Here is a 25,318-nt window from a genome sequence, read left to right on the forward strand (position 1 = left end):
GCGGGAACCCATTTGAGCGGACTCGCCTTGAACATGGCAATGGAATATGAAAGGTTTTTATAAGCCTGGGTGGGGAAAACATTGAGCAGCACGCCTGAAAGCGACGCAGACTACGCCGTGCTGGCGGAAGACCGGAGCAGTCCGAAGGTGGATTTTCGCACGTTGGCAAAGCGTTTCGTCATGTTTTTGCTGGCATTGCTGATCCTGCCTTACCTGCTGATTCCCGTCTATGCGCTTCCTTTCATGCGGCCCGTTTCAACGTTGATGCTTGCCGATCTTGTGACTTTGCAGGGCTACGACAGGCGCTGGGTGCCAATTGAGGACATTTCTCCACGTCTTGTTCAGTCGGTGATGATGTCCGAGGACGGACAGTTCTGTTTCCATGGCGGCGTTGACTGGAACCAGATGCAATCTGTGGTGACGGATGCGCTGGAGGGGGCTTCCACGCGTGGTGCCAGCACCATTCCGATGCAAACGGCAAAGAACCTCTTTCTCTGGAATGGACGATCTTTCCTGCGCAAGGGGCTGGAACTGCCGCTTGCCGTGGTTGCTGATTTCGTCTGGTCCAAAAAACGGATGATGGAGATTTATCTCAATGTTGCCGAATGGGGCCCAGGTATCTACGGCATCGAAGCGGCCGCCCAGCATCATTTCAAGGTGCCGGCCTCGAAGCTGACCCAGAGACAGGCGGCGCTTCTCGCGGTCTCATTGCCCAATCCCATCGACCGTGTCGCCAGCAAGCCAGGGCGTGGCCTGCAACGGCTCGCGGGCGTTATCGAACGACGCGCCCGCGCATCCGGCGCCTATGTCGGCTGTGTGCTGGACTAAGCCAGTCAGCCCTTCTTGAAAATGTAATCCGTTTCCTGACGCAAGGTCTCGCCTGGGCGCAGGATAGCATGCGGAAAATCGGCGTGGTTGGGGGCGTCCGGCCAGTTCTGCGTTTCAAGGCAGAAACCGGCAAAGGGGCCATAGGTCCGGCCGTCGAGGCCCGGAACCGGAACGTCGAGTTTGAAGGCGGAATAGAATTGCACACCGGGCTCAGTCGTGTGCACTTCAAGCGCGATGTCGGATGCCGGTGCGTAGACGCGCGCTACTTTGCGCTTGGCCCGGCGCTCGGGCGAAAGGCAGAAATTGTGGTCGTACAGAACCTGCTCGCCATTGTCCTTGCGTCGCATCGGTGCCGGGTGACGAAGGTCGAAAACCGTGTCATCGACGGGGCGGATTTCACCTGTCGGAATCTGCTGTTCGGTGGTCGGCAGATAATAGTTCGCGGCAATTTCGATCTCGTGGCCAAGTGCCGTGTCAGCACCGTCCAGATTGAAATAGGAGTGCTGGCAGATGTTGGCGATGGTCGCCTTGTCGGTGGTTGTTTCGTAAACGACAGAAAGCACGCCGCCGTCGAGGATCGTGTAGGTCGCCGTGACAGTGCAGTTACCGGGATAACCGGCGCGGCCGTCCGGATCGATGATTTCCAGAACAACATGGCTTTCGCCGTGCTCCATCAACATCCAGTTGCGTTTGCCCAAGCCGTCGCTGCCACCGTGAAGATGGGTAACGCCTTTTTCATTCAACTCGAGTTGGTACTCGTGGCCGTCGATCGAGAACTTGCCGCCACCGATACGGTTGGCATTGCGGCCGGGCGTCGCGCCGAAATAAGAGGAGTATTTGTAGTCCTCGAACTTGTCGAAGCCGAGAACGAGTGGCGGCTGGTGGCCGTCGAGGCGCAGATCCTGAATGACTGCGCCCCACGTGATGACCTTCGCGGTCAGTCCACCCTTGGATATGGTGACACGCTCGACCTTTTCTCCGGTTGCTGTGAAACCGAAATTTTCCCGTGCCGGCACATCGCCCATTCCTGCTCTCCCCGCTTGTAATGACCGGCGGACGTTGCGTTATTTTGCGACGATGTGCAATCGCGTTTTATGCCGCAAGCTCTCCGATAGCGTCGAGATCGTAGGGGGTCGTCTGGTATATCTCGTTGATCCAGTTTCCAAAAAACAGATGCGCGTGGCTTCGCCAACGATTGAGCGGGGTCAGTTCCGGATCGTTGTGGGGGAAGTAGTCATGCGGCAGCTTTATGGGAACCCCGGCGTTCACATCGCGGAAATATTCGTCCGAAAGCGAGGTCGAATCATATTCGACGTGGTTGAACATGTAGAGCCGGTTACCCTGCTTTTCATGCACAAGGCACACGCCCATTTCTTCCGATTCCATCAGGATTTCCAGATCGGCGCGCTTTTCGATATCGTCGCGACGCACCTCCGTCCAGCGTGACACCGGAACCTGGAAGTCGTCGGAAAACCCGTTCAGATAGATGGAAGACGGGCTGAGATTGCGGTGACGATAAACGCCGAAAGCCTTTTCTTTCAACTCATGCTTCGGCACGCCATGGAAGTGATAGATGGCTGCCATCGCGCCCCAGCAGACATTGAGTGTCGAATGGACGTTGGTTTGCGTCCATTCGAAAATCTTCTGCATCTCGTTCCAATAGGTGACGTCTTCGTAGGCGAGCGTCTCGACAGGAGCGCCCGTGATGATGAAGCCATCGAACTTTCTATGGCGAACCTCTTCCCACGTCTCATAGAAGGAAAGCAGATGCTCTTCCGGCGTATTTTTCGCGCGATGACCGCCAATGCGCACCAGCGACAACTCAACCTGCAACGGTGAGGCGCCGACGAGGCGAGCCATCTGTAATTCGGTTTTGATCTTGTTCGGCATGAGATTCAAAAGTCCGATCTGGAGCGGGCGAATATCCTGCCGGATAGCAGCCGTTTCGGTCATGACCCGCACGCCCTCATGCACGAGGGTTTCGAAAGCGGGCAGGGTATCTGGAATCTTGATCGGCATGTTGAACTCTCACTTTCAGGCCGCCAAAGGCCGTGAAAACAAAAAAACCGGCAGCGAAATCGCAACCGGCTCCAGGAAATTGCCTTTTTCCTCGACCCTTTAGCGACTTCTTTAAAGTGGCTGCAAGCCGGTCGGCAAATCACCACTGGCGGATTACATAATCCTGTCGAGGCGGAAAATCAATATCGGCGGTTTTCTGCGGGTTTCAGCCTTTCCATTTCGCTCCTACCTGCGATAAGGCAAGGCATGGAAACAGAACGCTTCACCATTCTGCTTGGCGGAAATGTCACCGTCACGGATCGCCTGAAAACGGTGGTGTCGGGGACGCGTGTCATCGCTGCAGACAGTGGCATGCGCCATGCAAAAACGCTTGAGCTGTCGCCGGAACTTTGGGTCGGGGATTTCGATTCCGCCGAGCCGGGTCTTCTCGACGAATGGCCGGGCATTGAGCGGCAACCTTATCCAGCGGCAAAAGCTGTTACCGATGGCGAGATTGCCGTTTCAGAGGCGATTGTCCGTGGGGCTCGTTCGCTTGTGCTGGTCGGCGCTTTCGGAGGGGCAAGGAGCGATCATGCGCTTCAGCATTTCCTGTATGCCGTCGCACTTGCCGAGCGCGGTTTCGATGTCGTTCTGACATCCGGTGACGAGGAAGCCTATCCGTTGCTTCCTGGCGCGCTCGATCTCGATCTGCCAGCCGGTTCCTTGTTTTCCGTTGCCGGTATTTCCACACTTGAGGGGCTGAACATTGCCAATGTGCGCTATCCGCTTACGGAGTTCGCGCTTGCTTTCGGCTCGTCCCGCACTATTTCCAACGTCGCAAATGGCGGCACGGCGCATTTTTCGCTGAAAAGCGGAAAAGCTATCGTGCTTGCCCGACCCTATGATCTGACCGGAGCCTGACACCTTGGCACCCCCAATTCTTAAACTCGACGATATCAAACTCACCTTTGGCGTGACGCCGTTGCTTGACGGTGCAAACCTGCAGGTGGAGCCGGGTGATCGTATCTGCCTTGTCGGGCGCAACGGTTCGGGCAAATCGACGTTGATGAAAATTGCCGCCGGCCTGGTCGAAGCGCAATCAGGTGAGGTTTTCCGTCATCCCTCCGCCACCATCCGTTATCTGGAACAGGCACCTGATTTCGACGGCTATGATACGGTTCAGGCTTATGCCGAGTCGGGGCTCGGGCCGGGCGACGACCCTTATCGCGTCACCTACATTCTCGAACATCTCGGCCTGACGGGACAGGAGCATCCACAAAACCTTTCAGGCGGTGAAGCGCGTCGTGCGGCGCTCGCGCGTGTCATGGCGCCTCAGCCGGATATTTTGATGCTGGACGAGCCGACCAACCATCTGGACCTGCCGACGATTGAATGGCTGGAAGACGAGCTGCAGCAGACGCGAAGTGCACTGGTACTGATTTCGCACGACCGCCGTTTTCTCGAGAAGGTGTCCAACGCCACTGTCTGGCTGGATCGTGGCCAGTCTCGCCGCCTCAATCGCGGTTTTGCGCATTTCGAGGAATGGCGCGACAAGGTTCTGGAAGAAGAAGAACTGGAGCAGCACAAGCTCGGCAAGGCCATCGAGCGCGAAGAGCACTGGATGCGGTATGGCGTCACAGCACGGCGCAAGCGCAACATGCGTCGCGTCGGTGAATTGCAGGCCATGCGCGCTTCCTATCGCGGGCACAAAGGGCCGCAGGGCTCAGTTCAGGCAACGGTGACCGAAGGGCGTGAGTCAGGCAAGCTGGTGATCGAAGCGGACGCCATCACCAAGTCCTATGGCGAACGCACCATCGTCGCACCGTTTTCACTACGTGTGCATCGTGGCGACTGTATCGGCCTAGTCGGGCCGAACGGCGCAGGCAAGACGACGCTCCTCAAGATGTTGACGGGGCAGCTTGCGCCTGATGGCGGAACGGTCAAGCTCGGCACCAATCTGGAGATTGCGACGCTCGATCAGAAGCGCGAGGATTTGAACCCGGAAGACACTCTGGCTTATTACCTGACGGACGGACGCGGTGACAACCTGATCGTCAACGGTGAGCTGAAGCATGTGACGGGCTATATGAAGGATTTCCTGTTTCAGCCGGAACAGGCCCGTACGCCGATCCGTAACCTCTCGGGTGGTGAACGCGCCCGCCTCATTCTGGCGCGCATTCTCGCGCGTCCGACCAACCTGTTGATCCTCGACGAGCCGACCAACGACCTCGATATCGAAACGCTCGATCTTCTTCAGGAAATCGTCGCCGGGTTCTCCGGGACGGTCATTCTTGTCAGCCACGATCGTGATTTTCTCGATCGTACCGTCACCTCCACCATCGCACCGGCAAATCCCGATGCGCCGGATGGCCGCTGGATCGAATATGCCGGTGGCTATTCCGATATGATGGCGCAGCGAAAAGGTGCTGCCGAGGAAAAACGGAAAGCGGAAAAGCAGGAAAAGGCAAAGAGCACATCGTCTGCCTCTTCATCTGCGGAACCTGCAAAGGGCAAGGCAAAGCTCTCTTTCAAACAGAAGTTCGCGCTGGAAAATCTGCCGAAGGAAATGGAGCAAGCGCAGGGCGAAATCGCCAGGCGCGAAGAGCGAATGGCCGATCCCAACCTGTTCACCAAAGACCCGGCCGCCTTCAACAAGCTGGCGGAGGAAATGACCAAGCTGCGCGAAAAGCTGGAAGCCATGGAAGAAGAGTGGCTGGAACTGGAGATGCTGCGCGAAGAGCTTGAAGGATAAAAGCGGAACTCCGGGAACGGTTTCGTCTGCTCTGACTTTGACAGAGGAAGCAAATTGGCTTTTCCTGTCAGTCCAATGGAGGAGTTCGGACCATGCGGATGATTTTCGTCAACCTGCCTGTCAAGGATATCGAGAGATCGAGAGCGTTTTTTACGGCGCTCGGGTTCAGCTTCAATCCGGAGTATTCTGACGATCGTACGCTTTGCATGATTGTCGAGCAGAACATCTTCGTGATGCTTCTGCAGGAAGAGCGTTTTCGGGATTTCATCAATGGCGATATTTGTGATGCGGTGAGCAGTACAGAGGTGCTGACCTGCCTTTCGGCAGGGAGCCGTGAGGAGATCGACCGTACGATTACGGCGGCACTCGCCTCGGGTGGCAGCAGATGGAAGCCGGTTCAGGATCATGGCTTCATGTATGCCGGCAGCTTTCAGGACCCTGACGGCCATGTCTGGGAACTCGTGCATATGACGGAGCAGGCCTGATAACAGGCCGTCTTGCCAAGCGACAGCGGCAGGTTTACATCCTTGCTTTGATCTAACGGGGTGTCTTGTCTTCTTTCTGGAGACAAGGCTGAGAGGTTCGCCAACCCGAAGAACCTGATCCGGTTCATACCGGCGTAGGGATTAGACAGCTTTCACGCAAGCGCCTGATCCCCTTTTCGTTTTTTAGGAGGTGCGCGTGCGTCGTCGTTTCTTGCTGAACTCCATTGTTGCCGTATCTCTGCTGCTGCCGGGTGTTGCCGCGGCGCAAGAGAAAAAGACACTGACTGTCTACACCTATGAGAGCTTCGTTTCAGAATGGGGTCCCGGCCCCAAGGTGAAAGAGGCTTTCGAAAAAATCTGCAACTGCACGGTCAATTTCGTCGGTGTTGCTGATGGTGTGGCGCTGCTCAACCGTTTGAAACTGGAAGGCGCTGGCTCGAAGGCTGACGTTGTGGTCGGCCTCGACACCAATCTCGTGGCGGAGGCCAAACAGACCGGTCTGTTCGAGGCAAGCGACATTGATGTGTCCGCGGCGAAAGTACCGGGCGGCTACCAGGACGATGTTTTCGTGCCATATGACTACGGCCATTTTGCCGTTATCTATGATACGCAGACCATCAAGAACCCGCCCAAAAGCCTGAAGGATCTGGTTGACGGCGATCCGTCGCAAAAGATCGCGATCCAGGACCCGCGCACCTCGACGCCGGGCCTCGGTCTGCTGCTCTGGGTCAAGTCGGTCTATGGCGACAAGGCGCCGGAGGCCTGGGCAAAACTGAAGAACCGCGTTTTGACGGTGACGCCGGGCTGGTCGGAATCCTACGGCCTCTTTACCAAGGGCGAAGTGCCGATGGTGCTCTCCTACACCACGTCGCCCGCCTATCACATGGTTTCGGAGAACACCGATCGTTATCAGGCCGCAGCGTTTTCTGAAGGGCATTATATCCAGATCGAGGTTTCAGGCCTTCTGAAAAACGCGCCGGAGAAGGAGCTTGCCAAACAGTTCCTTGCCTTCACTCTGACGCCGGGTTTTCAGGACGCCATTCCGGAAAACAACTGGATGATGCCAGTTTCCGCTACTTCGAAGCCGTTGCCGGAAGCTTTTTCTAAACTTGTGCAGCCGGAAAAGACCTTTCTGATGGACTCCGCCGAGGTGGCGAAAAATCGCAAGGCCTGGATCGATGAGTGGCTTGCGGCCATGAGCGTCAATTAAGGGAAGTTCAGGCGAACAGATGATGCTGCGTCGCGACTACAGATGGTCGATGATTGGAGGAACGGCGGCGTTTACCGCCGTTTTTCTGTTCATGGCGCTTGCCGTCGTCGCGCTGCTTTCGTTTGATGCTGGAACGTCGGCTTCGGGAATTCTGGATGCCTATACGCTGCGCATCCTCCGCTTCACGCTTTATCAGGCAACGCTGTCCACCCTTATTTCCATCATTCTGGGTCTGCCGGTGGCGCTGGCGCTGGCCCGGCAAAGACGTTTTCCCGGCCGTATCTGGATAATCAGGCTGCTGGCGGTTCCGATGGGTCTGCCAGCAATTGTCGGGGCCTTCGGGATCATCGCGATCTGGGGCAGGCAAGGTGCGCTGAACACCGCGCTTTTGTCACTCGGCAAAGAGCAGCCATTCAGCATCTACGGCCTCTCTGGCATTCTCGTTGCGCATGTATTTTTCAATCTGCCGTTGGCCGTTCGGTTGATGCTGGCGGGGCTGGAGCGCGTGCCCGCAGAATATTGGCGCATGGCGTCGAGCCTTGGTATGGGCTCGTTATCGGTGCTTCGCTTCATCGAGTGGCCTGCAGTCATGCGCCTCGTGCCGGGCATTGCCGGGCTCATCTTCATGCTATGTGCCACCAGTTTTACGCTTGTTCTGCTTTTGGGAGGTGGACCTGCGGCAACGACACTCGAAGTGGCCATCTACCAGGCGCTGCGATTTGATTTCGATCCACAGCGCGCGATTGCCCTTTCGCTGATGCAGATCACCCTGACGGCCGTTCTTCTTGGTTTGCTTTCCCTGTTTCCCTCGCAGGACGCGGAGATTGCATCCCTGGGACGACCGATCCGTCGTTTTGACAGTTTCGGTATCGCTGCCCGGGTCTGGGACGGAGCGGCCATTGTTTTCGTGATCCTTCTGGTCGGCTTGCCGCTTGCGGCCGTCGCTGCTTCCGGGCTCAGTGCCGATCTGATCCGGCTTGTTTCGGCGCCGGTCTTTGTGCGGGCCGCGACCACCAGCTTTTTCATCGCGCTGCTGTCGGGGACACTTGCCGTGCTTTGCTGCGTTGCGTTGATTGCTGCGCGGCAGGCGATTTCTTCAAAACGAAGAGTTACGGCGCCCTTGCGGTTCGTCTCGGTACTTTATGGAGCAGGCTCTTCACTCGTCCTTCTCGTGCCGCCTGTGGTCCTCGGAAGTGGCTGGTTTTTGCTTTTGAGACCACTGGGCGATGTCAATCTGTTTGCCCCCTTGCTCGTCGCCCTGATCAACATGCTGATGGCCCTGCCGCTTGTCATGCGGGTATTGGAGCCAGCCATTGCGACGCACCGCGCCCGCACCGGGCGCCTATCGGCAAGTCTTGGCATCTCGACTTTTTCGCGTATGCGTCTGATCGACATGCCTGTCCTGTGGCGGTCTCTTGCCATGGCCATGTCATTTTCAATGGCACTGTCGCTTGGCGACCTTGGCGCGGTTGCCCTATTCGGTTCGGAGAACTTTGTGACCTTACCCTGGCTGGTTTACAGCAATATGGGCAGCTATCGGACGAATGATGCGGCGGGATACGCCTTCATTCTCGGTCTCGTTTGCCTGTTGCTTTCCGCTGGCGGTGTGCCGAGTTCCAAATCATCAAAGGGAAGCGCATGAGTACGGAAAATCTGGCGATTCGGCTGGATGAAGTGAACTTAACACTCGGGTCGCAGAGCTTTCAGTTTGACTGCAGTTTCAACAGAGGACGGATTACGGCTGTCGTCGGTGCCTCGGGTTCCGGCAAGTCGACTTTGCTCAACCTTGTTGCCGGCTTCGAGATGCCGGACACCGGCCGGGTGCTGATCAATGAGCAGGACGTAAAGATGCTCGATCCCTCCGAACGTCCCGTTTCATTGATCTTTCAGGACAACAACCTTTTTGCGCATCTCGACATTTTCACCAATGTTGCGCTTGGCGTCAGTCCGTCTTTGAAATTGCAGGCAAAGGACAGGCAGGAAATTGACCTTGCGCTTGAGCGCGTTGGGTTGGCGGGGTTCGGAAAACGCATGCCGAACACGCTGTCGGGCGGTGAGAGGCAGCGAGCGGCTTTGGCACGCGCGCTTGTGCGCGAAAAGCCTGTCATGCTTCTTGATGAACCTTTTGCCGCGCTTGATCCGGGTTTGCGGTCCGGGATGGTCTCATTGCTTGTTAAACTGCAAGCCGAAACACAACATACCGTCGTTATTGTCACGCATCATATCGATGACGTGAAGAAGCTGGCTCAGGATGTGGTTTTTCTTGATCAGGGCAGCGTTCTCTACTCGGGTTCGGTCGATGATTTCTTTGCCACACAAAATGTGAAGGTCATTGAGGGCTTCCTGAATGGATGATCGCCTTATTTTCGACGCGGCCCGCTGGCAATCGCTTTACCACACGACTTCAATGACGCTAATTTGCACTTGCGAGACTCAAGTTGTTGTCCGAGAACACGGTAACTATTGCCTTCTTCAAAAATAGTCCGGGTGCGAAGGATCGTTTTTACCTCTGCGGCATTCATGTGCTGGTCGAGGGGAATATGATATTCTGGTCTGCAATTAACGGATGATCAGGAACGTTAGGAGCAGACTAACAGAATGAAAAATTGCGTGACTGCACAGAGGGGTTTGTTCTCCGGTTCAGGCGTTCAGCGTTTCGGCAGAGCGGCCAAAGTTTTTTCTGTGCTTGCGGCATCCTCCGTCATTCTATCTTCCTGCCAGTCTCTGTTCAGCCCGGCTTACCAATCCACGTTGCGGCCGTCCGACAATCCGCAGACCGTGGAAGAGGTGCAAAAAAACGACCCGCGTGCCCAGATGGGTGCGCGTGAGCATCCCCGCATCGTGGCGAGTTACGGTGGTGAATATCACGATGCCAAAACGGAACGGCTGGTTGCGCGCATCACCGGTGCGCTGACGGCGGTATCGGAAAATCCGCAGCAATCCTATCGCATCACAATTCTCAATTCACCGGCGATCAATGCCTTTGCTTTGCCGGGTGGCTATCTTTACGTGACGCGTGGCCTTCTGGCGCTTGCCAATGACGCGTCTGAAGTAGCGGCTGTGCTTTCGCACGAAATGGGCCATGTCACCGCCAATCACGGGATCGAGCGTCAGCGCCGTGAGGAGGCGGAGGTTATTGCCAGCAGGGTGGTTGCCGAGGTGCTGTCCAGCGACCTCGCCGGCAAGCAGGCGCTGGCACGTGGCAAGCTGCGACTTGCAGCATTTTCCCGTCAGCAGGAACTGCAGGCTGATGTTATCGGCGTGCGGATGCTGGGCGAGGCAGGGTACGATCCTTTCGCGTCGCCCCGGTTCCTTGACTCGATGGCCGCTTACGCCCGCTTCACGTCCGCCGATCCCGACAGCGACCAGAGCCTCGACTTCCTGTCCAGCCACCCGAATACGCCACAACGTATCGAATTGGCGCGGCGTCATGCCCGCGCCTTCGGCCAGGAGGGGCAGGTCGGTGATCGTGGCCGCGACTGGTTCCTCGATGGCATCGATGGGCTGCTTTATGGCGACAGTCCACAGGAAGGTTACGTCCGTGGGCAGACATTCCTGCACGGCACGCTCGGCATCCGTTTCGATGTTCCGGAAGGCTTCGTGATCGATAACAAGGTGGAAGCCGTTCTGGCGACCGGACCTGGCGACATGGCCATCCGTTTTGATGGCGTTGCCGATCCCAAGCAGACCAGTCTTGCGAACTATCTCACGAGTGGCTGGGTGGCGGGCCTCATCCCGGAAACCGTTCGTGAAACCCAGGTCAATGGGCTCGAGGCCGCAACGGCCCGTGCGTCCGCCGACAAGTGGGATTTCGATGTGACCGTCATCCGTGTCGGCCAACAGATCTTCCGTTTTCTGACGGCCGTGCCAAAAGGCAGCCCGCAGCTTGACAGTGTTGCCAACGTTCTGCGCAGCAGCTTCCGGCGGATGACGCCACAGGAGATTGCCTCGCTGAAACCGCTGCGCGTACGGGTCATCACCGTAAAACCCGGTGAGACCGTGGCGACGATGGCGGCGCGCATGATGGGCACGGATCGCAAGCTTGACATGTTCAGGGTACTGAACGCGTTGAGCGCGACAGCCACTCTCCAACCCGGCCAGCGGGTGAAGATCATTTCGGAGTAACCAAAAAGAAAACCCCGGATCGCTCCGGGGTTTTTTGTCAGTCTGGTTTGGCTTCGACGTTTATTGCCATTCACGAACATCGACGAAGTGGCCGGCGATGGCCGCCGCCGCCGCCATGGCGGGGGAAACCAGATGTGTGCGGCTCTTGTAGCCCTGACGGCCTTCGAAGTTGCGGTTCGATGTCGAGGCGCAACGTTCGCCCGGCTTCAAACGGTCATCGTTCATGGCAAGGCACATGGAGCAGCCCGGTTCGCGCCACTCGAAACCGGCGTCGAGGAAGATCTTGTCCAGACCCTCCTTTTCCGCCTGCTCTTTCACCAGTCCGGAGCCGGGGACGATCATTGCGGAGACTGTCGGCGCGACCTTGCGGCCATCAACGATCTTTGCCGCAGCACGCAGGTCCTCGATGCGACCATTGGTGCACGAGCCGATGAAGACACGATCGACAGGAATATCAGTCATGCGGGTGCCGGGCTTCAGGCCCATATACTCCAGAGCGCGCCATTTGGAGGCACGCTTGTTCTCATCTTCAATCTTGTCCGGATCAGGAACAGTGCCCTGAACGGATGTCACGTCTTCAGGCGACGAGCCCCAGGAAACGATCGGTGGCAGGCTGGCGGCATCCAGCACGACAATCTTGTCGTAGTGCGCGCCTTCATCCGACTTCAGCGTCTTCCAGTAGGCGATCGCCTGTTCCAGCGTTTCGCCCTGCGGTGCGCGCGGCTTGTCCTTGATATATTCGAACGTCGTTTCGTCCGGTGCGATGAGACCAGCGCGGGCGCCACCTTCGATCGTCATGTTGCAGACCGTCATGCGGCCTTCCATGGACAAGGAACGGATCGCCTCGCCGGCAAATTCGATCACGTGGCCGGTACCGCCGGCGGTGCCGATTTCACCAATGATCGCGAGGATGATGTCCTTTGCCGTCACGCCTTCCGGTATCTTGCCGTCGACACGCACCAGCATGTTCTTGGCTTTTTTCTGGATCAGCGTCTGGGTTGCCAGAACGTGCTCAACCTCCGAGGTGCCGATACCATGCGCCAATGCGCCAAAGGCTCCGTGGGTGGAGGTGTGGCTGTCGCCGCAGACGATCGTCATGCCAGGCAGGGTGAAGCCCTGTTCAGGGCCGACGATGTGAACGATGCCCTGGCGCTTGTCACGTTCGGAATAATATTCAACGCCGAAATCCTTGGCGTTCTGCGCCAGTGCTTCGACCTGAATACGGCTTTCTTCGTTCTTGATGCCCTCAAGACGATCGGCCGTGGTTGGAACGTTGTGGTCGACGACAGCCAGGGTGCGGGTCGGCGAATGGACAGGACGACCTGCCATACGCAGGCCTTCGAAGGCCTGCGGCGACGTCACTTCGTGAACGAGGTGACGGTCGATGTAGATGAGACAGGTCCCATCCGGGTCGCGGTTGACGACGTGGTCGTCCCAGATCTTGTCATACAGGGTACGCGGTGCGCTCATGGCTCTTTGCCTTGTCATTCAAAAGGTAAATTGGAGATCGATATGAGGTGGACAGCAGGTACTGTCAGGCGAGCCTAAGTCGGCTGTTGAGCGCCCCGGCGATGCGCGCGAAAAAACGGGCTGGCAGACGCTTATGGTCCTGCAGCACGTAGATATTCTGCGCGAGACATCCGAATTTCGATTCCATGGCCGCCTTCATACCAGATCGGGGACGCTACGGCAATATCATGCCGAGGTGGCGAGAGTGCCGATTTTATCGCCACGAAATGCCAGTTTTTTACGCGAGATGCCTTGAAATCCCCTGTATTGCGGGGTGATTGCTGCATTGCAACTTGCTTGTTGTGCGCTGCACATATAGACGGAGCGCCTTATCATCTGCATTTCGAACGAGGAATCGAAGGGAGGGAAAGCACATGGTATCTGAAAAGTCCCTTATCTCGAAGATCACCTGGCGGCTCATGCCGTTTCTTGGCGTTCTCTATCTTATCGCTTATATCGACCGTCAGAACGTCAGCTTTGCCAAGCTGCAAATGGTGGGCGATCTTGGATTGAGCGAATATGCCTATGGGCTCGGCGCTTCGCTGTTCTTCATCGGTTATTTTATTTTCGAAGTTCCGAGCAATCTGCTGCTGACGCGCTTCGGTGCAAGCCGCTGGTTCGCACGTATCATCATTTCCTGGGGTCTGGTCACGATCGCGCTTGCCTACACAAGCAGCCCGACGATGTTCTACATCCTGCGCTTCCTCTTGGGAGCGTGTGAGGCCGGCTTCTTCCCTGGTGTTCTTTATCTGCTGACTGTCTGGTTCCCGCGGGATTACCGCGCCCGTATGGTCGGATTGTTCATGATCTTCAGTGCGCTTGCCAATGCGATCGGCGCGCCGCTCGGCGGCATGCTGCTCGATCTGGACGGTCTGCTCGGATATGCAGGCTGGGAATGGGTGTTCCTTGCCACCGGCGTTCCTGCGGTTATCGCCGGTATCTTTACGCTCTTCTATCTGGACGATACGCCCGACAGGGCGAAGTTCCTGACGCAGGACGAGAAGGACTGGTTGAAGAACCGTATCGCGTCTGAAAATTCCGGTATGGAAGAACACGCCGATGATGGTTTCAGAGCGTTGATCAATCCGCGCGTCTTGTTCATGTCGCTCTGCTATGTCGGTTTCCCGCTTGCTGCCTACGGGCTCAGCTACTGGCTGCCGACCATCGTCAAGAGCTTCGGCGTTTCCAACACGGCCAATGGTTTCATCAACATCATTCCGTGGATCGCTGTCGCAATCTCGCTGTATGTCATTCCGGCTGCTGCGGATCGTGCCAAGAACAAGACGCTGTACATCGTCGGTCCTGCCTTCATTGGTGCGGCCTGCCTTCTGATGTCGGCTTTGCTGACCACTCCGGTGCTGCAGTTCACGTTCCTTTGCATTGCTGCTGCAGGCATTTTCGCTGGCCAGCCGGTGTTCTGGAGCCTGCCTGGTCGCTTCCTCAAGGGAGCTGGCGCTGCTGCCGGTCTTGCGGCCATCAACTCGGTCGGCAATCTCGGTGGTTTCGTCGCACAGAACGTGGTTCCGTGGATCAAGGATCAGACCGGAAGCACTATCGCACCGATGTTCTTCCTGGCTTTCTGCCTTGCTGTTGCGGGCGTGCTGGTCATTATCGCCACGCGCACGATCGCCAGCGAAAACAGGGCGACTGCCTGACAAACGAAAATGCGGCAGCCGGGTTTCCCGGCTGTCGCGCCACGCCTCAGTGCTGCTTCGAGCGCAAAGCCTTTTCAACGCGCCGCAAGATCAGCGACAAGCCGATCGTCAGGATCAGGTAGACATAGGCGACAATCGAGTAAGTCTCGAAAAAGCGGAACGAACCTGCCGCATAGACCTTTGCCATCTGGGTAATATCGGTGACCCCCAGAACCGAAACGAGCGAACTGTCCTTGACCATGGCGACGAAGTCGTTCGAAAGCGGCGGAAAGATTGTCCTCAATGCCTGTGGCAACACAATCAGCCTGAAACGATGATAGCGATTGAGACCGAGCGCTTTCGCAGCCTCGATCTGCCCGGATGATACCGACTGAATGCCTGCCCGAAAGATTTCGGCAATGAAGGCGGCGTAACAAATCGCCAGAGCAATGATTGCGCGCCATGTCAGCGAGACGTCGCGCACCAACAAAGGCTCAAGCAATCCGCTCTCAGCCAGAGGTGCAGTCAGCCAATTATAGAGACTCACGAGTCCCGGCGTGCCGACAAAGGCGATGTAAAATAGCAGGACGAGAACCGGTATGCCGCGGATCACTTCGATGTAAAATCGAGCGAACTGTCGCAAAACGATGTTGTCGGCCATGCTGAGCAGTGAAATGCCAAGGCCCAGAAGTGTCGCGAGGATGAAGGCGACCAGCGTCACGAAGATCGTTATACCGATACCCTTCGCGACGGTGGTGAAAACCTGGGTGTAAAGGTCATTGACTGCGATTAGGGCCGCAAGCCCGATGCCAATGGCAAGGATCGCCATCAGCCACCACGGAAAATCCTCGTCATTCTTCGTCTGTCCGGCACTCAAAACGATTTCGTCCCCATCACATGCGTCGGCTCAGGTCATTCGCCGAGCTTGTAATCCAGGAACCACTTCTTATCGAGAGCCGCGAAGGTGCCATCGGCCTTTAGAGCCGCAATAGCCGCATTTACGGGCGCGACAAGATCGGAGCCCTTCTTGAAGATGAAGCCGAAATCATCGCCCCCCAATGGATCGCCGATCAGCTTCAGAGCGCCTTTCGAGACTTCCACATATCCTTTTCCCGCCACGCCATCCGTGAGCACGAGATCGACATCGCCCGTCATCAAAGCCTGGACGCTGGCGCCAAAGGTTTCTACGAGCCTTATGCGGGGGTTCTGTTCATTGCCATCGAGAATATCGTAGACGGCCGTATAAAAGGGGGTGGTTCCTGCCTGTGCCCCGACCAGGCCTTTTTCAAAGGCCGCAAAGCTCTTTGCGTCGGTGAAGCGCGTTTCGTCGGAACGCACCAGCATGAACATTTCAGAGCGCATGTAGGGGTCGGAAAAATCGACCTTCGCTTTGCGTTCATCCTTGATGCTGATGCCGGTCATGCCGATGTCGTACTGCCCGTCCGACACGGCCTGGATCATCGCATCCCAGGAGATATTCCGGTATTCGAGCTTGAAGTTCAGCCGCTCGGCCATCGCCTTCATGGCATCGTATTCCCAGCCGATCGCATCGCCTGATTTCGGATCGATGAACTGCAGCGGCGGGTAGGCATTCTCGGTCACCACAACAACGGTACGCCCCTTGAGATCGGGCAGTTCGGCCGCGCGCGCCAGAAGAGGAGCGGTGCTCAGAGCGGCGAGGGTGGCGAGGAACAGGCGTCTGGTGGTCACGAGGCATCTCCTGAAAGAGTTTTCTCGAAAATGCACGGTTGCGACGGCTGGGGCAAGTAAAGAGCGGGCAACAAAAAAGGCGGTCCAAAGACCGCCTTTTCGAAAAAATCCCGTAATGGGAAATCTTATTCTGCTGCGCCTTCAGCAGCCTTTGCTGCTTCTTCCGCTGCCTTTGCTTCTGCGGCTTCGGCTGCTGCCTTCTCGGCTGCGAGAGCCTGTGCTGCTGCAACCTTTTCAGCTTCCAGACGTGCCTTTTCGTCGGCAATAGCCTGACGCTCGGCTTCGTTCAGCTTGCGAGCGCGCGTACCGGTGTTTTCAACGATACGTGCAGACTTACCGCGACGGTCGCGCAGGTAGTAGAGCTTCGCGCGGCGAACCTTACCACGGCGAACGACTTCGACGCCTTCAACCAGCGGAGAGTAAACCGGGAATACGCGCTCAACGCCTTCGCCGTAGGAGATTTTGCGAACCGTGAAGTTCTCGTTCAGGCCGCCGCCGGAGCGAGCGATAACAACGCCTTCGTAAGCCTGTACGCGGGTACGGTTACCTTCCGTAACGCGAACGTTAACGCGAACCGTGTCGCCCGGAGAAAAGTCGGGCAGGGTGCGCTTGGCTTCGATCTTGGCAGCCTGTTCGGCTTCCAGCTGCTGAATGATATTGGTCATGTTAACCTCTAATTTCTTCTGAAACAGCCAGAGCGCTCAACATCTCATCCTTCGGTCACAGCCTTGGGATCGTGCCTTTCGGCAGGAGCGGGTTCGCCATTCTTTGCTTGCGGTTAAGGGAGTTTTCCCATTTCCACGCGGGCACATACACGACGACGCGCGTTTTGTCATCCCTTTTGTGACAATATTTTATCTTCCGCTCGTTGATCGAGGCGGTTGTCGGGATCGAACTTCGCCTTTATGGCATGAGAACCTTGGGAGGGGCCATGTCCATTTTTATCGTTCTTCTGCTTTTCGCGACCGGCTTTCTTTCGGGCGTCGTAAATGCCATTGCCGGTGGCGGCACATTTCTGACTTTCGGGGCAATGACACTTGCCGGTTTGCCGCCAATCGTTGCCAATGCCACGTCCGCCATTGTGCAGTTTCCCGGTTACATCACCTCTGTGATCGCCTATGGCCCGGAAATTCGCAAACACTGGCGCGAGGCAATCTTGCTCTCAGCCGTTTCCGTGGTAGGTGGACTGGCCGGCGCGCTACTTCTCCTGTCGCTTGATAACCCTTCTTTCCGCCAACTCGTGCCGTGGCTGCTGCTTGCCGCGACAGCAGTATTTGCGGCGGGGCCGTGGCTGCGTCCAAGATCGAGCGCTGAGCGCTCTCCAGGCAATCTGCCAAGCCTTGTCTTCCAGGGGTTAGCGTCTGTTTATGGCGGCTTCTTCGGGGCCGGCATGGGCATCATGATGCTCGCCATTCTGGGCGTCACGTCCGGCGGCAGCTATCATCATCTCAATGCGCTGAAAAACCTGCTGTCGGTGGTGATTGCCATTATCGCGATTACGATCTTCGTCAGTGGCGGCGTCGTGTCGTGGTGGGCGGCACTCATCATGTTTCCGGCAGCCGCACTTGGCGGTTATGCTGGTGTTCACGCGGCAAGGCGGGTGCCGCAATGGATCATCCGATGGCTTGTCATTGCCGTCGGGCTGGTGTTGACGGGCTATTATTTCCTGTCGGCCTGAGACGCAGGCTTGTCCAGCAGGTCCGGACGACGTTCTTTTGTCAGCGCCAGCGCTTGAGCCTGCCGCCATTTATCGATGGCGGCATGATTGCCGGAGGTCAGAACGGCAGGAATGTCGCGTCCTTCCCATATCTGCGGTCGGGTATAATGCGGATGCTCCAGCAGTCCGCCTTCAAAGCTCTCGTGAACGCCTGAGAGATCGTTGCCCATGACGCCCGGCAAGATCCGAACAATCGCGTCGAGAAGCGTCAAGGCCGCCGGTTCTCCGCCGGACAGAATGTAGTCGCCGATGGAAACCTCTTCCAGTTCGCGCGCATCGATCACACGCTGGTCGACACCCTCGAAGCGACCGCAAACAATGATTGCGCCCTCACCAGCGGCGAGTTCGCGGACACGCTCCTGGGACAAGGGTTTGCCACGCGGGCTCATCAGCAGGCGTGGGCGCGTATCGCCTTCGGATACACGATCGATGGCTGCGGCCAGAACGTCCGGTTTCAGCACCATCCCGGCACCACCGCCAGCAGGTGTATCATCGACGCTGCGGTGTTTGTCCGTCGTGAACTCGCGGATCTGCACCGCTTCCAGCGACCATTGCCCTTTATCCAGGGCCTTGCCTGCCAGAGAATAGCCAAGGTGGCCCGGAAACATTTCCGGGTAGAGCGTCAGGACGGTAGCCTTGAAGGTCATGGATTATTTCTTGCCGAACGGCGAAACGCCGGTTTCGTCCTTGTCGTCGGGATTGTCGATCAGGCCTGCCGCCATGGGATCGATCAGAATTTTTCCGGCATCGAGATCGATTTCGAGAACTGCGGCTTCCGAAAAGGGGATCAGCGTCGGGCGGCGGCCGGCACCCTTCAGTTCCAGCAGATCGCCTGCGCCGAAATCAAATACGGCACTGACCGCGCCATAGCTGTTTCCTTCGGCATCGACGGCTTCCAGCCCTTCGAGATCGGCGTAATAAAATTCGTCGTCATCCAACTCTTCGTCGGGCAGGTTGTCGCGATCGACAAAGAGTTCCAGCCCGTTCAGGGCTTCGGCGGCATTGCGGTCGTTGACGCCTCTGAAGCGGATGACCACGACGTTCTTGCCTTCGCGAACTTCCAGTATCTCGAAGACGCGGCCATCGGCGCTGACCAGATTGCCGTAGTCGCCCAACGCCATCGGATCGTCCGTATACGAACTCACTCGCACTTCGCCGCGCAGGCCCTGCGCGCCGCCAATCTTTGCCATGAGAACCGGGTTTTCCAGTTTTGCCATCGGGCCGTCCGTCATCTGGTGTTTATCGTCTTCGGTTTATGGCGTTTTCACAGCACAATAAACCAAAAACGGGCGGCGCGGTAAACCACGCCACCCGCTCTTCAAGCGATCGCTTGCAGATTATTCTGCAGCAGAGGCTTCTGCGGCAGCAGCAGCGGCGTCTTCAGCCTTCTGCTTCTTCTCAGCAACGCGCTCCAGAGCGCGCTTGCCCGGCTTTGCCTTTTCAGGGTTGTTGCGAGCGTCGCGCTCAGCCAGGCCAGCTTCTGCGAGGAAGCGCAGAACGCGGTCGGTCGGCTGTGCGCCCTTGGCGATCCATTCCTTGATGAGGTCAACCTTCAGCTCAACGCGCTGCGGGTTATCCTTTGCAAGCATCGGGTTCCAGGAACCAACCTTTTCGAGGAAACGGCCGTCGCGCGGCGAACGGGCGTCAGCAACGACGATCTGGTAGTACGGACGCTTCTTGGAACCGCCACGGGCGAGACGAATTTTCAGTGCCATGTTATTTACTCCTTGAGGTGTTTTCCGCCGATCAGGCGGTTTTTTCGTTGCCGCCATGTTCGGCGGCGATTGCTTCATGATGCCGGATGACTTCGGTGATGATGAAGTTCAGGAACTTCTCGGCGAAATCCGGGTCCAGATTGGCGTCCTTTGCCAGACGGCGAAGGCGATCGATCTGGTATTCCTCGCGCGCCGGGTCTGCCGGCGGCAAATTGTATTTTGCCTTCAATACGCCCACTGCCTTGGTGCAGCGGAAACGTTCGGCAAGAATGTGAACCAGTGCGGCGTCGATGTTGTCGATCGACTGGCGGTATTCGGAAAGCTGGGCCTTCACTTCGGTCGTGGTCATGATGTCCCCCTGCCTTACTTCTTCTTCGGAAAACCGGGCAGGCCCGGAAGTCCACCAAGACCGGGCAGTTTGCTGCCCAAGCCGGGAAGCCCGCCGGGCAAGCCCTGTCCAAGACCTGGCGGCATGGCGCCAGGCTTACCGAGGCCCGCAGCTTCTGCCTGTTTCTGCAGCGCTTCCAACTGCTTGGGATCGATGTTCGACAGGTCGGGCATACCGCCCATTCCACCGAGGCCCATCTTGCCCGCAAGGCCACCCATCATCTGTTTCATGATGCCGCCCTTGCCCTTGCCGCCCATGGCTTTCATCATGTCGGCCATGCCGCGATGCATCTTGAGCAGCTTGTTGATCTCGGCAGCGTCGGTTCCGGAACCGGCGGCGATGCGCTTCTTGCGGCTATGCTTGAGAATATCCGGGTTGGCGCGCTCTGCCTTGGTCATAGAAGAGATGATGGCGATCTGGCGGTCGAACATCTTGTCGTTCAGACCGGCGGAGGCCATCTTGTCCTTCATGCCGGCCATGCCGGGCATCAGACCCATGATGCCGCCCATGCCGCCCATCTTCTTCATCTGGCGAAGCTGGTCGGCGAGGTCGTTCAGGTCGAACTTGCCCTTGGCCATTTTTTCGGCCATGGCCCGCGCCTTCTCGGCGTCGATATTTTCCGCAGCCTTTTCGACCAGCGAAACGATGTCGCCCATGCCGAGAATACGGTCGGCGATACGGCGTGGATGAAACTCGTCGAGTTCGCCCATGCGCTCGCCGGTACCAATCAGCTTGATTGGCTTGCCGGTAACGGCGCGCATCGACAGAGCCGCGCCGCCGCGACCGTCGCCATCCATACGGGTCAGGACAAGACCGGTGATGCCGACACGCTCATCGAAATTGCGCGCGAGGTTGACGGCGTCCTGACCTGTCAGGCTGTCGGCTACCAGCAGAATTTCGTGCGGGTTGGACTTTTTCTTGATCTCGGCCATTTCCATCATCAACGGTTCGTCGATGTGGGTGCGGCCTGCGGTGTCGAGGATCACGACATCATGGCCACCAAGCTTTGCGGCCTGTACTGCGCGAGAGGCGATGTCGGTCGGTGACTGGCCGGCGATGATCGGCAGCGTATCGACGCCAGTCTGGACGCCAAGCTGTCTGAGTTGTTCCTGTGCGGCGGGGCGGCGCGTGTCGAGAGATGCCATCAGCACCTTCTTCTTCTCGCGATCCGTCAGGCGCTTGGCAATCTTGCCGGTGGTTGTGGTTTTACCGGAGCCCTGAAGGCCCACCATCATGATGACGACGGGGGCTGCGGCATGAAGGTCGATGGAGACGCCTTCTGTGCCCAGCATTTCGACAAGCTCGTCATGAACGATCTTGACGACCATCTGGCCAGGCTTGATGGATTTCAGGACGGCTGCGCCAACCGCTTTTTCACGCACCTTGTCGGTAAAGGAACGAACGACTTCAAGCGCCACGTCTGCTTCAAGAAGCGCACGGCGAACCTCGCGCAGAGCTGCGGAAACATCGGCTTCCGTCAGTGCGCCACGGCCGGTCAGTCCATTCAAAATGGAGCCAAGGCGGTCCTGGAGGCTTTCAAACATCGTCTTTTCCTTCTTCGTTCCGGGGTTTCCGAAACGTCGGTGCTTTTGCTGTCAAAAACAAGACGCAAAGCCAAAAAGCACCCGAGGGCGCATCGCGCTGTCGGGTGTTGACCTCCGGGATCTCTTTATACCTTTTCGGGTCCCGGTCGGTGGCTTGGAGTCTTGAAACTGCCAGCTAATCGGGCCGGATAAACAGTAAAGCCGGGCGAAAGTCAAGGCGTGCAGGCATTTTAGCTGACATGCGCCCGCATTGACGACTTCGTGAGGGCGCATTTATGCGGCGCAATGTGCCTTGAACGCGGCCATGAGGCTTCTTATAGCTTTTGTTATGAAACGTCGAAACTTCTTCCGCCTTGCTGCAATCGGCACGCTTGCTCTGGCAGGCGGCGGGCTTTTTGCCAGCCGTTCCAATGCTGGCGCCTATTATTCCGGTCCGGCGTCCGACCATTTCGATGGTGTGCGTTTCTTCAATCCCGGCGGTGCGCCGCCAGGCGGTTTTCTCGATCTGATGAAATGGCGGTTCAACGGCCAGAAATCCACCTGGCCGGAAGACTATCCGAGCCCTTTTCCCCTGGCAAAACCCAGCGAACGGGTCGTGGGCAAGGATCTGCGCATTACCTTCGTCGGCCACGCTTCCTTTCTCATTCAGACGGCGGGGCTGAACATTCTCGCCGATCCTGTCTGGTCGGAACGCACCAGCCCTTTCAGTTTTGCTGGCCCAAAACGCGTCAATGCTCCCGGTATCCGTTTCGAGGACTTGCCGCCGATCGATGTGGTGCTGATAACGCACAATCACTACGACCACATGGATCTTGAAACGCTTCATCGACTGCATGTGAACCACAAGCCGCTGTTTGTCACACCGCTTGGAAACGATGCGATCATCCGTACGCGCGTCGAGGCTGCGCGGATTTCGACGGGGGACTGGGGCGATATTGTTGCTGTCGGTCCGGATATGAAAATCCACTTCGAGCCCTGCCATCACTGGTCAGCGCGCGGGCTGAACGATCGGCGTATGGCGCTCTGGGCGGCCTTCGTCATCGAAACGCCGGGTGGCAAGATCTATCACATTGGCGATACCGGCTTTCATAATGGTCTCAACTATCATGCCATGGCCAAGAAGCACGGCGGCTTCCGTCTCGCCAACCTGCCTTTCGGAGCATACGAACCGCGCTGGTTCATGAAAGGCCAGCACCAGAACCCTGCAGAGGCAGTCGAGGGCATGAAGATTTGCGGCGCTGCCTATGCCTGCGGTCATCATTGGGGAACGGTTCAGCTCACTGATGAAGCCATCGATGCACCGGTCATTGCCCTCAAGGCGGCACTGAGCGAACATGGGGTTGCAGACGGTCGTTTCCGGCCTATGCGTCCCGGCGAAGTGTTCGATGTGCCGGTCACCTCGTCCTAGGCGTTTCGGTGCGCCCGGTCTGGTAATTTACTGCCTTTTCCGCCATATAGGGCGAAAGTACCGGATCAATCCGGTGCGCGTCTCCATTTTAAGCGGTTTTCAGGTTCAGAACGATGGCGGATACGGTCGAATTTGCAAAGATGAACGGGCTTGGCAACAAGATCCTGGTTGTCGACATGCGCGGCCGCAAGGATATGGTCAGTGCTGAAGCTGCGGTTGCGCTCAATGCCGATCCGGCGACGCAGTTCGACCAGATCATGGCCATTCACGACCCGCGCACAGGTGGAACGGACGCCTATATCGATATTCTGAACTGCGATGGGACCAAGGCGCAGGCCTGCGGCAACGGAACGCGCTGTGTGGTGCAGGCGCTGGCCTCGGAAACAGGAAAGAAGGTTTTCACCTTCCAGACGGTCGCGGGTATCCTCAATGCCGTGGAACATGAAGACGGGATGATCTCCGTTGACATGGGGCTTCCGCGTTTCCGCTGGCAGGATATTCCGCTTTCGGAAGAGTTCCACGACACAAGCCGTATCGAATTGCAGATCGGACCGATCGATAACCCGATCCTGCATTCGCCTGCCGTGATGTCTATGGGCAATCCGCATGCCGTGTTCTGGGTGGATCGCGATCCGATGAGTTTCGATCTCGAGCGCATCGGGCCGCTTCTCGAAAACCACCCGATGTTTCCTGAGAAGGCCAATATCACGCTGGCGCAGGTCATATCCGATAGCGCCCTGCGCACGCGGACCTGGGAGCGTGGGGCAGGGCTTACGCTTGCCTGTGGTTCGGCTGCGTGTGCTGCGGCGGTGTCGGCTGCCCGGACAGGTCGTACCGGAAAATCGGTGACCATCGATGTCGCTTCCAGCCCGATCCGTGTGCCGCTGACGATCGAATGGCGCGAAGACAATCATGTCATCATGACAGGTCCTGCTGAATGGGAATGGTCGGGGTCGGTTGATCCTGCCGCGGGTACATGGCAACGCGATGCCGCTGCCGAGCAGGGGGCGATATGAGCGGCGTCGAGGTCATAACCTTCGGCTGCCGTCTCAATACCTATGAATCGGAAGTGATGCGGGCGGAGGCCGAAAAGGCCGGGCTCAACAATGCCGTTCTCGTCAATACCTGTGCTGTCACGGGCGAAGCCGTACGGCAGGCCCGTCAGGCGATCCGTCGTGCGCGACGCGACAACCCGCATGCACGCATCATCGTTACAGGCTGTGCCGCGCAGACCGAAAAACAGACTTTTGCCGACATGCCGGAAGTCGATGCCGTGCTTGGCAACGAAGAGAAGCTGAAAAGCGCCTCTTACCGCTCCCTTCCCGATTTTGGCGTTTCGGCCGAAGAGAAGCTACGCGTCAATGATATCATGAGCATCAAGGCGACCGCGCCGCAGATGGTCAAGCATATTGACGGGCATGTGCGCGCCTTCATTCAGGTGCAGAATGGCTGTGATCATCGCTGCACCTTCTGCATCATTCCCTATGGTCGCGGTAACTCCCGATCCGTGCCGATGGGTGCGGTGGTGGAGCAGGCCCGCAAGCTGACGGAAGGCGGTTATCGCGAAATCGTTCTGACAGGGGTAGATGCAACCAGTTACGGCGCTGATCTGCCGGGTGAGCCGTCGCTCGGATATCTGGCGAAAACACTTTTGAAACAGGTGCCGGAAATCTTGCGCCTGCGGCTTTCCTCCATCGACAGCATCGAAGCCGACAAACATCTGATGGACCTGATTGCCGACGAACCGCGCTTCATGCCGCACCTGCATCTTTCGCTACAGCATGGCGACGACATGATCCTGAAACGTATGAAACGTCGCCATTTGCGCGACGATGCAATCCGTTTCTGTCGCGACGTGCGGGCGCTCCGGCCAGACATTGCCTTCGGGGCCGATATGATTGCGGGTTTTCCGACCGAAACCGAAGAAATGGCGGAAAACGCTGCAACGCTTGCGGAAGAGTGCGGGATTTCCAGTCTGCATGTTTTCCCCTACAGCCCGCGTCCCGGAACGCCGGCGGCGCGTATGCCGCAGCTTGATCGCGGCCTGATCAAGGAGCGGGCTGCCCGACTGCGCGAACGCGGTGAGGCGTTGAAGCATGCCCATCTCGAGACTATGGTCGGTTCTGTGCAGACGATCCTCGTGGAGAATAACGGTTTTGCCCACACCGACAATTTCACGCTCGTCGAAGCACCTGCACTGATGCCGCGCACGCTTGCGCAGGTTGCGATTACGGGCCACAACGGCAAACATCTCAGCATGGAGCTTCTGGCTGCGAACGCGGCCTGACGCTCACA

General features: G+C 57.6%; 25 protein-coding genes and 2 riboswitches. Of the genes, 13 read left to right on the top strand and 12 right to left on the bottom strand.

Annotated elements, in window-relative coordinates; genetic code table 11:
- The first annotated feature begins 117 nt into the window (after window positions 1-117).
- Window positions 118-828 (top strand): monofunctional biosynthetic peptidoglycan transglycosylase, encoded by a 711-nt coding sequence (mtgA, locus tag HWX89_RS03045; protein WP_178340615.1) that lies wholly within the window; start codon window positions 118-120, stop codon window positions 826-828.
- Window positions 829-833: 5 nt separating this feature from the next.
- Here the strand turns inward: mtgA and HWX89_RS03050 are convergent, their stop codons facing one another.
- Window positions 834-1,853, bottom strand: coding sequence for an aldose epimerase family protein (locus tag HWX89_RS03050; protein WP_138795231.1), 1,020 nt, complete (start codon window positions 1,851-1,853; stop codon window positions 834-836).
- Window positions 1,854-1,920: 67 nt separating this feature from the next.
- Window positions 1,921-2,847: a homoserine O-acetyltransferase MetA gene (gene metA, locus HWX89_RS03055; protein WP_138795232.1), complete on the bottom strand. Its 927-nt coding sequence runs from the start codon at window positions 2,845-2,847 to the stop codon at window positions 1,921-1,923.
- Between the two features lie 79 nt (window positions 2,848-2,926).
- Window positions 2,927-3,003, bottom strand: a riboswitch (SAM riboswitch).
- Window positions 3,004-3,093: 90 nt separating this feature from the next.
- On the opposite strand from metA, the gene HWX89_RS03060 reads away from it, so the two are divergent.
- From HWX89_RS03060 to HWX89_RS03090, 7 genes are all read left to right on the top strand, one after another.
- The gene (locus HWX89_RS03060) at window positions 3,094-3,747 is read left to right on the top strand and encodes a thiamine diphosphokinase (RefSeq protein WP_138795233.1); all 654 of its coding nucleotides are present in this window, start codon (window positions 3,094-3,096) and stop codon (window positions 3,745-3,747) included.
- Window positions 3,748-3,751: 4 nt separating this feature from the next.
- Window positions 3,752-5,578, top strand: coding sequence for an ABC-F family ATP-binding cassette domain-containing protein (locus HWX89_RS03065; protein ID WP_138795234.1), 1,827 nt, complete (start codon window positions 3,752-3,754; stop codon window positions 5,576-5,578).
- A gap of 92 nt (window positions 5,579-5,670) precedes the next feature.
- Window positions 5,671-6,063: a VOC family protein gene (locus HWX89_RS03070; protein ID WP_138795235.1), complete on the top strand. Its 393-nt coding sequence runs from the start codon at window positions 5,671-5,673 to the stop codon at window positions 6,061-6,063.
- A 46-nt stretch (window positions 6,064-6,109) separates the two neighbouring features.
- Window positions 6,110-6,221, top strand: a riboswitch (TPP riboswitch).
- A 38-nt stretch (window positions 6,222-6,259) separates the two neighbouring features.
- Window positions 6,260-7,273 carry a thiamine ABC transporter substrate binding subunit gene (gene thiB / locus HWX89_RS03075; protein WP_138795236.1) on the top strand — a complete coding sequence of 338 codons (1,014 nt, stop codon included), beginning with the start codon at window positions 6,260-6,262 and terminating at the stop codon, window positions 7,271-7,273.
- Between the two features lie 19 nt (window positions 7,274-7,292).
- Window positions 7,293-8,915 (top strand): thiamine/thiamine pyrophosphate ABC transporter permease ThiP, encoded by a 1,623-nt coding sequence (thiP, locus tag HWX89_RS03080; protein WP_138795237.1) that lies wholly within the window; start codon window positions 7,293-7,295, stop codon window positions 8,913-8,915.
- Entirely contained in the window at window positions 8,912-9,628 is a 717-nt protein-coding gene (gene thiQ, locus HWX89_RS03085) for a thiamine ABC transporter ATP-binding protein (protein WP_138795238.1), read from the top strand. Before thiP ends, thiQ begins: the two co-directional genes overlap by 4 nt.
- 243 nt (window positions 9,629-9,871) lie before the next feature.
- Window positions 9,872-11,398, top strand: coding sequence for a M48 family metalloprotease (locus HWX89_RS03090; RefSeq protein WP_138795239.1), 1,527 nt, complete (start codon window positions 9,872-9,874; stop codon window positions 11,396-11,398).
- A 60-nt stretch (window positions 11,399-11,458) separates the two neighbouring features.
- Here the strand turns inward: HWX89_RS03090 and leuC are convergent, their stop codons facing one another.
- Together leuC and HWX89_RS26410 are read right to left on the bottom strand one after the other, a co-directional pair.
- Window positions 11,459-12,868: a 3-isopropylmalate dehydratase large subunit gene (gene leuC / locus HWX89_RS03095; protein WP_138795240.1), complete on the bottom strand. Its 1,410-nt coding sequence runs from the start codon at window positions 12,866-12,868 to the stop codon at window positions 11,459-11,461.
- Between the two features lie 64 nt (window positions 12,869-12,932).
- Window positions 12,933-13,055 carry a hypothetical protein gene (locus HWX89_RS26410; RefSeq protein WP_262523428.1) on the bottom strand — a complete coding sequence of 41 codons (123 nt, stop codon included), beginning with the start codon at window positions 13,053-13,055 and terminating at the stop codon, window positions 12,933-12,935.
- 226 nt (window positions 13,056-13,281) lie between these two features.
- On the opposite strand from HWX89_RS26410, the gene HWX89_RS03100 reads away from it, so the two are divergent.
- Window positions 13,282-14,562 carry an MFS transporter gene (locus HWX89_RS03100; RefSeq protein ID WP_138795242.1) on the top strand — a complete coding sequence of 427 codons (1,281 nt, stop codon included), beginning with the start codon at window positions 13,282-13,284 and terminating at the stop codon, window positions 14,560-14,562.
- Window positions 14,563-14,608: 46 nt separating this feature from the next.
- Here HWX89_RS03100 and HWX89_RS03105 read toward each other — a convergent pair whose 3' ends face one another.
- The 3 genes from HWX89_RS03105 to rplS form a co-directional block, all read right to left on the bottom strand.
- Window positions 14,609-15,370: an amino acid ABC transporter permease gene (locus tag HWX89_RS03105; RefSeq protein ID WP_138795399.1), complete on the bottom strand. Its 762-nt coding sequence runs from the start codon at window positions 15,368-15,370 to the stop codon at window positions 14,609-14,611.
- Between the two features lie 83 nt (window positions 15,371-15,453).
- On the bottom strand, window positions 15,454-16,251 hold the full coding sequence (locus HWX89_RS03110; RefSeq protein WP_138795243.1) for a transporter substrate-binding domain-containing protein: 798 nt from the start codon (window positions 16,249-16,251) through the stop codon (window positions 15,454-15,456).
- A 125-nt stretch (window positions 16,252-16,376) separates the two neighbouring features.
- On the bottom strand, window positions 16,377-16,916 hold the full coding sequence (gene rplS, locus HWX89_RS03115) for a 50S ribosomal protein L19 (RefSeq protein ID WP_138795244.1): 540 nt from the start codon (window positions 16,914-16,916) through the stop codon (window positions 16,377-16,379).
- A gap of 266 nt (window positions 16,917-17,182) precedes the next feature.
- Here rplS and HWX89_RS03120 point away from each other — a divergent pair, with 266 nt between their 5' ends.
- On the top strand, window positions 17,183-17,929 hold the full coding sequence (locus HWX89_RS03120; RefSeq protein WP_138795245.1) for a sulfite exporter TauE/SafE family protein: 747 nt from the start codon (window positions 17,183-17,185) through the stop codon (window positions 17,927-17,929).
- Here HWX89_RS03120 and trmD read toward each other — a convergent pair.
- The 5 genes from trmD to ffh all read right to left on the bottom strand — a co-directional run bounded on the left by trmD (window position 17,911) and on the right by ffh (window position 21,615).
- The gene (gene trmD, locus HWX89_RS03125) at window positions 17,911-18,615 is read right to left on the bottom strand and encodes a tRNA (guanosine(37)-N1)-methyltransferase TrmD (protein ID WP_138795246.1); all 705 of its coding nucleotides are present in this window, start codon (window positions 18,613-18,615) and stop codon (window positions 17,911-17,913) included. The genes HWX89_RS03120 and trmD overlap by 19 nt on opposite strands.
- 3 nt (window positions 18,616-18,618) lie before the next feature.
- On the bottom strand, window positions 18,619-19,185 hold the full coding sequence (gene rimM / locus HWX89_RS03130; RefSeq protein WP_138795247.1) for a ribosome maturation factor RimM: 567 nt from the start codon (window positions 19,183-19,185) through the stop codon (window positions 18,619-18,621).
- A 120-nt stretch (window positions 19,186-19,305) separates the two neighbouring features.
- Window positions 19,306-19,683, bottom strand: a complete 378-nt coding sequence (gene rpsP / locus HWX89_RS03135; protein ID WP_138795248.1) for a 30S ribosomal protein S16 — start codon at window positions 19,681-19,683, stop codon at window positions 19,306-19,308.
- Between the two features lie 31 nt (window positions 19,684-19,714).
- On the bottom strand, window positions 19,715-20,032 hold the full coding sequence (locus HWX89_RS03140) for a chorismate mutase (RefSeq protein WP_138795249.1): 318 nt from the start codon (window positions 20,030-20,032) through the stop codon (window positions 19,715-19,717).
- Window positions 20,033-20,046: 14 nt separating this feature from the next.
- The gene (gene ffh, locus HWX89_RS03145) at window positions 20,047-21,615 is read right to left on the bottom strand and encodes a signal recognition particle protein (protein ID WP_138795250.1); all 1,569 of its coding nucleotides are present in this window, start codon (window positions 21,613-21,615) and stop codon (window positions 20,047-20,049) included.
- Window positions 21,616-21,943: 328 nt separating this feature from the next.
- On the opposite strand from ffh, the gene HWX89_RS03150 reads away from it, so the two are divergent.
- The 3 genes from HWX89_RS03150 (at window position 21,944) to mtaB (ending at window position 25,310) form a co-directional block, all read left to right on the top strand.
- Window positions 21,944-23,023: an MBL fold metallo-hydrolase gene (locus tag HWX89_RS03150; RefSeq protein ID WP_138795251.1), complete on the top strand. Its 1,080-nt coding sequence runs from the start codon at window positions 21,944-21,946 to the stop codon at window positions 23,021-23,023.
- Between the two features lie 113 nt (window positions 23,024-23,136).
- Window positions 23,137-24,039: a diaminopimelate epimerase gene (gene dapF / locus HWX89_RS03155; protein WP_138795252.1), complete on the top strand. Its 903-nt coding sequence runs from the start codon at window positions 23,137-23,139 to the stop codon at window positions 24,037-24,039.
- The gene (gene mtaB / locus HWX89_RS03160; protein WP_138795253.1) at window positions 24,036-25,310 is read left to right on the top strand and encodes a tRNA (N(6)-L-threonylcarbamoyladenosine(37)-C(2))-methylthiotransferase MtaB; all 1,275 of its coding nucleotides are present in this window, start codon (window positions 24,036-24,038) and stop codon (window positions 25,308-25,310) included. The genes dapF and mtaB overlap by 4 nt, the downstream gene beginning before the upstream one ends.
- Window positions 25,311-25,318 lie beyond the last annotated feature (8 nt).

This window comes from Rhizobium sp. RM, assembly GCF_013390595.1.
Lineage (GTDB): Bacteria > Pseudomonadota > Alphaproteobacteria > Rhizobiales > Rhizobiaceae > Agrobacterium.

Bases quoted from the DNA above. Each gene is read 5' to 3' on its own strand.
- HWX89_RS03060 (WP_138795233.1), top strand. From the start codon at position 3,094: ATGGAAACAGAACGCTTCACCATTCTGCTTGGCGGAAATGTCACCGTC.
- rpsP (WP_138795248.1), bottom strand. From the start codon at position 19,683: ATGGCACTGAAAATTCGTCTCGCCCGTGGCGGTTCCAAGAAGCGTCCG.
- HWX89_RS03150 (WP_138795251.1), top strand. From the start codon at position 21,944: ATGAAACGTCGAAACTTCTTCCGCCTTGCTGCAATCGGCACGCTTGCT.
- rimM (WP_138795247.1), bottom strand. From the start codon at position 19,185: ATGGCAAAACTGGAAAACCCGGTTCTCATGGCAAAGATTGGCGGCGCG.
- dapF (WP_138795252.1), top strand. From the start codon at position 23,137: ATGGCGGATACGGTCGAATTTGCAAAGATGAACGGGCTTGGCAACAAG.
- HWX89_RS03120 (WP_138795245.1), top strand. From the start codon at position 17,183: ATGTCCATTTTTATCGTTCTTCTGCTTTTCGCGACCGGCTTTCTTTCG.
- trmD (WP_138795246.1), bottom strand. From the start codon at position 18,615: ATGACCTTCAAGGCTACCGTCCTGACGCTCTACCCGGAAATGTTTCCG.
- HWX89_RS03105 (WP_138795399.1), bottom strand. From the start codon at position 15,370: ATGGCGATCCTTGCCATTGGCATCGGGCTTGCGGCCCTAATCGCAGTC.
- HWX89_RS03090 (WP_138795239.1), top strand. From the start codon at position 9,872: ATGAAAAATTGCGTGACTGCACAGAGGGGTTTGTTCTCCGGTTCAGGC.
- HWX89_RS03140 (WP_138795249.1), bottom strand. From the start codon at position 20,032: ATGACCACGACCGAAGTGAAGGCCCAGCTTTCCGAATACCGCCAGTCG.
- thiP (WP_138795237.1), top strand. From the start codon at position 7,293: ATGATGCTGCGTCGCGACTACAGATGGTCGATGATTGGAGGAACGGCG.
- HWX89_RS26410 (WP_262523428.1), bottom strand. From the start codon at position 13,055: ATGGAATCGAAATTCGGATGTCTCGCGCAGAATATCTACGTGCTGCAG.
- metA (WP_138795232.1), bottom strand. From the start codon at position 2,847: ATGCCGATCAAGATTCCAGATACCCTGCCCGCTTTCGAAACCCTCGTG.
- mtaB (WP_138795253.1), top strand. From the start codon at position 24,036: ATGAGCGGCGTCGAGGTCATAACCTTCGGCTGCCGTCTCAATACCTAT.
- HWX89_RS03050 (WP_138795231.1), bottom strand. From the start codon at position 1,853: ATGGGCGATGTGCCGGCACGGGAAAATTTCGGTTTCACAGCAACCGGA.
- HWX89_RS03100 (WP_138795242.1), top strand. From the start codon at position 13,282: ATGGTATCTGAAAAGTCCCTTATCTCGAAGATCACCTGGCGGCTCATG.
- thiQ (WP_138795238.1), top strand. From the start codon at position 8,912: ATGAGTACGGAAAATCTGGCGATTCGGCTGGATGAAGTGAACTTAACA.
- rplS (WP_138795244.1), bottom strand. From the start codon at position 16,916: ATGACCAATATCATTCAGCAGCTGGAAGCCGAACAGGCTGCCAAGATC.
- ffh (WP_138795250.1), bottom strand. From the start codon at position 21,615: ATGTTTGAAAGCCTCCAGGACCGCCTTGGCTCCATTTTGAATGGACTG.
- leuC (WP_138795240.1), bottom strand. From the start codon at position 12,868: ATGAGCGCACCGCGTACCCTGTATGACAAGATCTGGGACGACCACGTC.
- HWX89_RS03070 (WP_138795235.1), top strand. From the start codon at position 5,671: ATGCGGATGATTTTCGTCAACCTGCCTGTCAAGGATATCGAGAGATCG.